Source organism: Dyella sp. EPa41 (genome assembly GCF_016586165.1).
GTDB lineage: Bacteria > Pseudomonadota > Gammaproteobacteria > Xanthomonadales > Rhodanobacteraceae > Dyella.
Map to the genome: position 1 here is coordinate 1 of NZ_BCPR01000129.1, position 5,989 is coordinate 5,989.

Annotated in this window: 6 protein-coding genes; 4 read left to right on the forward strand and 2 right to left on the reverse strand. The window is 65.2% G+C overall.

What is annotated here, in order from left to right:
- Positions 1 to 234 precede the first annotated feature (234 nt).
- The 4 genes from JMF82_RS21415 to JMF82_RS21430 all read left to right on the forward strand — a co-directional run bounded on the left by JMF82_RS21415 (position 235) and on the right by JMF82_RS21430 (position 2,185).
- Complete coding sequence (locus tag JMF82_RS21415; protein WP_201316553.1) at positions 235 to 813, forward strand: NnrU family protein; 579 nt, start codon at positions 235 to 237, stop codon at positions 811 to 813.
- 68 nt (positions 814 to 881) lie between these two features.
- Positions 882 to 1,079 carry a hypothetical protein gene (locus JMF82_RS21420; RefSeq protein ID WP_201316554.1) on the forward strand — a complete coding sequence of 66 codons (198 nt, stop codon included), beginning with the start codon at positions 882 to 884 and terminating at the stop codon, positions 1,077 to 1,079.
- Entirely contained in the window at positions 1,080 to 1,673 is a 594-nt protein-coding gene (locus JMF82_RS21425) for a DUF938 domain-containing protein (protein WP_201316555.1), read from the forward strand. It begins immediately after the preceding gene.
- Positions 1,674 to 1,765: 92 nt separating this feature from the next.
- A complete protein-coding gene (locus tag JMF82_RS21430) occupies positions 1,766 to 2,185 on the forward strand; it encodes a YchJ family metal-binding protein (protein ID WP_201316556.1) in 420 nt (139 codons plus the stop codon).
- Positions 2,186 to 2,286: 101 nt separating this feature from the next.
- On the opposite strand, the gene JMF82_RS21435 is transcribed toward JMF82_RS21430, so the two are convergent.
- Together JMF82_RS21435 and JMF82_RS21440 are read right to left on the reverse strand one after the other, a co-directional pair.
- Positions 2,287 to 3,048 carry an NRDE family protein gene (locus tag JMF82_RS21435; RefSeq protein WP_201316557.1) on the reverse strand — a complete coding sequence of 254 codons (762 nt, stop codon included), beginning with the start codon at positions 3,046 to 3,048 and terminating at the stop codon, positions 2,287 to 2,289.
- Positions 3,049 to 3,142: 94 nt separating this feature from the next.
- Complete coding sequence (locus JMF82_RS21440) at positions 3,143 to 5,956, reverse strand: TonB-dependent receptor (protein ID WP_201316558.1); 2,814 nt, start codon at positions 5,954 to 5,956, stop codon at positions 3,143 to 3,145.
- Between the last annotated feature and the right edge of the window lie 33 nt (positions 5,957 to 5,989).

Sequence of the window (5,989 nt, forward strand, 5' to 3'; positions counted from 1 at the left end):
GGGTGGCCTCTCTTTTGGTTACTTTTCTCTGGCCACGCAGAGAAAAGTGACCCGGCGGACGGCAGTCCGTCGGAAGCCCGCCGCAGGCGAGCCCGGTCGCGGAAACACAGCACGTAAAAACCGGACACATCGGAACACCGACCATGCAAACCGACGCGAAAGGCTGTCGCGCACTGGGTGCGCTCCTACAAGGGGATATGATCGTGGCGTTTCGCCAACCCCTCAGGTGAGCCCATGGCAGTGCTGATCCTTGGTCTGGTGTTGTTCCTCGGCGCGCATTCCGTCCGCATCTTCGCCAACGATTGGCGCAGCCGGCAGATCGCCAGGCTGGGCGAGAAAGGCTGGAAGGGCCTCTATGCGTTGGTCTCCATCGCGGGATTCGCGTTGATCATCTGGGGCTTCGGGCTCGCGCGCCAGCAGCCGGTGCTGTTGTACGTGCCGCCGATGTGGCTGCGCCATCTCAATGCCCTGTTCACCTTGATCGCTTTCATCCTGGTCGTCGCGGCCTATGTGCCCGCCAATCACTTCAAGGCGAAGCTTGGCCACCCCATGCTGGCCGGGGTGAAAACCTGGGCGTTCGGCCATCTGCTCGCCACCGGCATGCTGCATGACGTGGTGTTGTTCGGTGCGTTCCTGCTGTGGGCCGTGGTGGATTTCATCAGCGCTCGCCGCCGCGATCGCGCCGCAGGCGTCCATTACCCGGCCGGTGGCGTGAAGGGCGATGCCATCGTGGCGGTGGCCGGCCTCGTGACCTGGGCGATCTTCGCGTTCTGGCTGCACGGCTGGCTGATCGGCGTGAAACCGATGGGGTGAAAGTAGTCATCTACGACGCGGCCACCCGCTGGGCTAAAGTGGCGCCGTTTCGGCATGAGGATCGGGCCATGGTTGCCTTCCTGCTCTGGCTGTTGCTGCTGGTGTTTTGCTGGCCGCTCGCGCTGCTGGCGATCGTGCTGTATCCCATCGTGTGGCTGTTGACGCTGCCGCTGCGACTGGTGGGCATCACCGTAACGGCCGTGTTCGCCTTTCTCGGCGCGCTGCTGATGCTGCCGGCGCGCGCTTTGCGCGGGCGGCCGGTGTAAGTGGACAAGCCCAGCGCGCCCTCCTGCGAGCGCAACCGCGAGCCGATTCTCGATGTGTTGCGCGGGCAGTTCGCCGATCGTCGCGACGTGCTGGAGATCGGCAGCGGGACGGGGCAGCACGCGGTGTATTTCGCCCAGGCCATGCCGGCGCTTCGCTGGCAGTGTTCGGATCGCGCTGAAAACCTGCCCGGCATCCGCCTATGGCTCGACGACGCCAGGCTGCCCAACACGCCGCCGCCGATCGAACTGGATGTCGGCGGCACGTGGCCGTCGCATCGCTACGACGCCGTGTTCAGCGCCAACACGCTGCACATCATGGCGTGGGACGAGGTGGAGCGGCTGTTCGATCACCTGGGTCGGGTGACCACCGGCGACGCCATCATCGCGGTCTATGGACCCTTCAACTACCACGGTCGCTACACCAGCGACAGCAACGCCGAGTTCGATCAGTGGCTGCAGGCGCGCGGCTCGCACATGCGCATCCGTGATGCCGAAGCCGTCGACGCTTTGGCGGAAGTGGCAGGCTTTGACCTGATCGACGATATCGCGATGCCAGCCAACAACCGCACGCGTATCTGGCAACGCCGGCGCTGACCGCTACGGCCGGCCCGCCATGGTTGGCATTCGGGGTCAAAAGGCGTCACGATGCATGGCAGAGACGCGCCCGTGCCGCGCCACAGCCAGCCATGCGACCCTACGTGCAAGCCATCGATACCCTGACGCCCTGCCCGTGCGGCAACGACGCCGGTTACGCCCGCTGCTGCGGCCTGCTGCATGAGGGCGGCGTGGCAGCCACGGCCGAGCAGCTGATGCGTTCGCGTTACAGCGCGTACGTGCTCAAGCGCGAGGATTATCTCCTGGCCACCTGGCACGACAGCACGCGGCCGGCGCATCTCAAGCTCGCCACGCAACAGCCCTCGCCGACCTGGCTGGGCCTGACCGTGAAGCGCCACGAGACGACGGGCGACCATGCCGTGGTGGAGTTCGTGGCCCGGCTGCGCTACGGCGGCGGCAAGGCACAACGCATGCACGAGATCAGCCGCTTCGTGCGCGAGGACGGTCGTTGGTTCTATGTGGACGGCGAATTTCCCGGCAAGGCCGACTGACCGCCGCCCTCCCTTTCGGGAGCGTACCGTGTGCGCGACGAACCCGCGCGCTGCATCCCGGCCTTGTCGCGCACAGGGTGGGCTCCCACGGGGACTGCGCTCTAAGGCCCTATGGGAATGGCCGTCTCGCCTTCTTCGCGCCCGAATGGGCCAAAGCGACGCTCCACCACCACGCCCCGCCCGTCATAGCCGATGGCCACCACCGTGCTTGCGCGCGTGCCATAGCGCTCGCCGCTGATGAAGGCCGAGGACAACCAGCGTTCCCGCTCCAGCCCGATGCCCGTGTCCGGCAGCAGGTCATCCGGATAGCCATGCGGATCGGCGAGTGCCGCGAACAGCGGCGCGAAGTCATCGTGGTCACCCTGGGCAAGCCACGCCTCCACGCGCTGCATCAGCGCGCGTGTCTTGGGCCACGGCGTGTTGAAATCGGCGTTGGACAGGCCATGCACGCCGGGCGTGATCGCCTGGGCGCGCGGCTCCGGGCGATTGCCGAGATAGAACGCCGCGGTCGCGTCGAAGGTGAGCAGGTTGAAGGGCCGATAGTCCGCCGCCGTCGCCACGAGCGCCGCAGCATGCGCGCCGGCATCGATGCGCCCGCCCAGGTAATCCAGCGCCAGGAGACCCCGCGAGCGTCCCAGCTGCGGATCGCGCGGATCGCGGACATTGGTCACCACGCTGCAGCGGCCATCGTCGGTTACGCCCAGCCAGGTGCCGCCCGCCTCCAGATCCTTGCCGGCGACGATCGGCGGCGAGGGCCAGCGCGCGAGCGGCGCGCTCGGGCGCGCATGGAATTCGTCACGGTTGCCCGCCAGCAGCAGGCGCCAGCGCGGGTGGCAGTTCCAGGCGAAGGCGATCAGGCACATGCGCGCATTGTGGGTAACCGGCCGCGACAACACCAGCAAAAAAACGGCGCACCGCGAACACGGTGCGCCGCCATGTCGTTCGCGCGGGGAGCGGTTACATCTTCACCTTCACGCCCACGTTGAAGAAGCGACCCACGATGCCGGAATACCCATAGGTCGGGTTGTAGTTGTTGGCCGCGTAGTTGATCGGGTCGATCGGCGGCTTGCGGTCGAACGCGTTCATGATCGAGCCGTAGACCGAAATGTGGTCGTTGAAGTCGTAGCTGCCGGTAAGGTCGAACGTGGTGATCGACAACATATGGCAATCGGCAGGAAAATTCGCGCCCGTGATCGTATTGGTGGAGAAGCATCCCGGGGCGATGTCAGGCACGACGAACGACTCGCCGCTGGTGTAGTAGAACGTGCCGGTCACCGTCAGCGCCTTCCACATCAGGGTATTGGCCCACGAGGCGCGCGTGCGCGGCGTGCCCGCGCCCGATGACAGCTGGTACGGGCCATGCGTGCCCACGAACCGTTGCTCGGATCCGTCCTGCAGATAGAGGTTCCATTCGAAGATCTGCGTGGCATTCAGCTCGCTGATCCAGCGCCATTCGTCGTTGAACTTGAAGTCGGCGCGCAAGTCCGCGTCCAGGCCGTTGGTTTCGAGCCGGTTCTGGTTGACGTACAGCGCCTCGACCACGATGGGCCTGGGCAAGGCCGTGGGGTTCTGCGGATCGGGGTTGTCCACCACGATGGCGGTGTTCGGCGGCAATGGCTGGCCCGCGTAGTACGCATCCAGTACCGCGCCGGAATCCGCCGCCGCGATCACGCCCGACTTCTTGATGTCGTAGTAGTCGAGCGAAAGGCTGATCGGCTGCCAGGGCTGTATCACGATGCCGAACGTGTAGCTTTCCGATTTCTCGGGCTTGATGTTGGGATTGGCCGCGGTGAGGAAGCCCAGCGGGTACGGCTGCACATAGCCGTTGCCGCCGTGGGCGGCCTGGAAGTCCGGCGGCGGCGTGTAGGTGGTGAAACCCTCGGATGCGCTGGAGCCGTTTTCCGCAAAGCTCGGCGCGCGGAAGCCCTGCGAGTACGTGCCGCGGATCGCCAGCATGTCGATCGGCTTCCACTTGAAGCCCGCTTTCGGCGAGACATTGCTGCCGAAGTCCGAGTAATGGTCGTAGCGCGCCGACAGGTCCAGCTCCAGCGACTGCAGCAACGGCATCACCACTTCGCCATAGACGCCGTAGACGTTGCGGCTGCCGATGGTATGCGCGATACCGAGCCCCTGTGCCGCAAGGTCCGGATTCAAGTCGGGGTCGTGCTGCTTCTCGTGGCGAAAATCAGCACCCACGCCGAGGCCCATCGGGCCGCCATCCATCTCCCACAACTCGCGCGACGCGCGAAAATCCAGCGAGTCCATGTCCGTGGTGGACGTCTTGTTCAAGGTCGGCGACAACGCCTGCAGCGCCGCCTTCGAGTTCGCCGACGGGTTGATGAAATTGTAGGTGCCGTTGGTGACGTCGTTGAGCAGCTGGTCGTAGTTGAGGAAGCCGTAGTTGTTGATATCCAGCCAGGTGTGGTTGATCACCAGGGCGCTGTCGTAATCCCAGCCCCAGGCATGCCCTTTCACGCCGGCGGCCACGCGAAGGTTGTGGTTGGTGTTGTCGATCGCGCCGAACTGAAGGCCAGGGAAGGCGTAGTTGATCAACGCATACTGGCCTTGCGCGGCGAAAGGATTGTTCGGATTGAGCGAGCCGTCGGGCAAGGTGGGCGGCAGGGTGATGGCGTTGGTGTTCTTGGGCGTGCTGGCCTGGATCTGCGTTGGCACCGCCGTGGTCTGCACTTCGTTCTGGAAGTAGCTGGCCGACAGGTAGGCCGTGGCATCGTCACTCAGCTTGACGGTAAAGCGTCCGTACAAGCCCAGCCGCTCCTGCTCCGGCGCGATCTCCACGTTCTGACCGGTCTGGTTCTGCGCGCAGTAGCTGCCCGGGTTGTTCGGATCATTGGTGACCAGGGTGGAGTCCGATCCGCACGGGCGCAACGGCTGCGCCACGGCACCCGGCAACGGAACGCCGGAGTTGAGGTCGCCGGGCCGGGTCAACATCGCCGGCGTCACCGTGCCGTAGGTGGAGCCGAGGTTGAGGCTGGGCTGTCCCTGGATCAGGTTGTTGCCGCCGATGGAGGAAAGGTCCGTCGTGTTGTACGGAAAGCCGCGATCCTTGAGCCTGATCGGATCATCCTTCTGGTATTCGACGCTGATGTAGGCGTTGTGGCCGTCCTTGTCCAGGTCACCGCCACCGAGCAAGCCGGTAAAGCGCTTGGTGGTGCCGCCGCCGTGTTGCGACGTGCCTATCTCCGCCGTGGCTTCGCCGCCCCGATAGCTGGGCTTGAGGATGATGTTCACCACGCCGGCGATCGCGTCGGCGCCATACAGCGACGACGCACCATCCTTCAGTACGTCGATGCGCTCCACGGCGTTTACCGGGATGGTATTGAGGTCGACGAACGTGCGCTGGCCGTCGTCGGCCAACGCATAACTCGCGCTGCGCCTGCCATCGATCAGTACCAGCGTGGAGTTCACGGTCAGGCCGCGCAATGCCACGCCGGACGAACCGGCCGCGAAGCCCGCGGTGAACGAGGTGGGGATGCTGCCGCTGTTGTCGGCCGATATCGCGCGCACGACATCGCTGACGGTCTTCAGGCCGCTACGCTCGATCTGCGCGGCGGTGATCACGGTGACGGGAGAAGGCGTTTCGACGTCGACGCGCGGCAGCGCCGAGCCGGTCACGGTGATGGTTTGCAACTGTTTGGCTTGTTGCTCCGGCGCGGGTGGCGCCTGCGGGTTGTTGTCCTGGGCTGACACGACGCTCGACGTCGAGGCAACAAAGAGTGCAGCCAACGACAAGGCAAGCTTGTTGCGCTTCATGGCGATCTCCTCATTGTGGGGTCTGGGGAGGAC